This window comes from Pyramidobacter piscolens W5455, from assembly GCF_000177335.1.
Taxonomy (GTDB): domain Bacteria; phylum Synergistota; class Synergistia; order Synergistales; family Dethiosulfovibrionaceae; genus Pyramidobacter; species Pyramidobacter piscolens.
This window is the reverse complement of sequence record NZ_ADFP01000081.1, coordinates 1-1222: the sequence shown is the minus strand read 5'-3', so window position 1 is coordinate 1222 and position 1222 is coordinate 1. Positions and strand designations below refer to the sequence as shown.

The window sequence follows — 1222 nt, the reverse complement described above, 5'->3', positions numbered from 1 at the left end:
CGGAGAGTTTGATCCTGGCTCAGGACGAACGCTGGCGGCGTGCTTAACACATGCAAGTTGAGCGAGGATGGTTCGAGAGACTTATGTTGATTGGAACATTCAAGCAGCGGACGGGTGAGTAAAGCACAAGGACTTGTCCGAAAGAGAGGGACACCTGCGGGAAACCGGAGCTAATACCTCATAAGCCGGAAGGTGAAAAGCAGAGATGCGCTTTTGGAGAGACTTGTGTCCTATCAGGCAGTTGGTGAGGTAACGGCTCACCAAACCGAAGACGGGTAGCCGGACTGAGAGGTCGACCGGCCACATTGGAACTGAGAGACGGTCCAGACTCCTACGGGAGGCAGCAGTGGGGAATATTGGGCAATGGGCGCAAGCCTGACCCAGCGACGCCGCGTGAGGGAAGACAGCCTTCGGGTTGTAAACCTCTGTTGCAGGGGAAGAAGGAAGTGACGGTACCCTGCGAGGAAGCTCCGGCTAACTACGTGCCAGCAGCCGCGGTAATACGTAGGGAGCGAGCGTTGTCCGGAATTACTGGGCGTAAAGGGCGCGTAGGCGGCGCTTCAAGTCGTCTGTCAAAAGCCGAGGCTCAACCTCGGCGCGCAGACGAAACTGGAGAGCTTGAGAAGCAGAGAGGCAAACAGAATTCCTGGTGTAGCGGTGAAATGCGTAGATATCAGGAAGAATACCAGTGGCGAAGGCGGTTTGCTGGCTGCATACTGACGCTGAAGCGCGAAAGCCAGGGGAGCAAACGGGATTAGATACCCCGGTAGTCCTGGCAGTAAACGATGTATGCTGGGTGTGGGACTAGCGATAGTTCCGTGCCGAAGTTAACGCGATAAGCATACCGCCTGGGGAGTACGGTCGCAAGATTGAAACTCAAAGGAATTGACGGGGGCCCGCACAAGCGGTGGAGCACGTGGTTTAATTCGATGCAAACCGAAGAACCTTACCTGGACTTGACATCCACGCGGTAGAGAAGCGAAAGCGGATCGACCCTTTCGCAAGGAAGGGAACGTGAACAGGTGCTGCATGGCTGTCGTCAGCTCGTGTCGTGAGATGTTGGGTTAAGTCCCGCAACGAGCGCAACCCCTATTGCCGGTTGCTACCAGTAAAAGCTGAGCACTCCGGCGAGACTGCCATCGACAAGATGGAGGAAGGTGGGGACGACGTCAAGTCATCATGGCCCATATGTCCAGGGCGACACACATGCTACAATGGATGG

General features: G+C 55.8%; 1 rRNA gene. It reads left to right on the top strand.

From position 1 onward, the window contains the following. Positions 1 to 1222: ribosomal RNA gene (locus HMPREF7215_RS07210) — 16S ribosomal RNA — on the top strand; the annotation flags it as partial.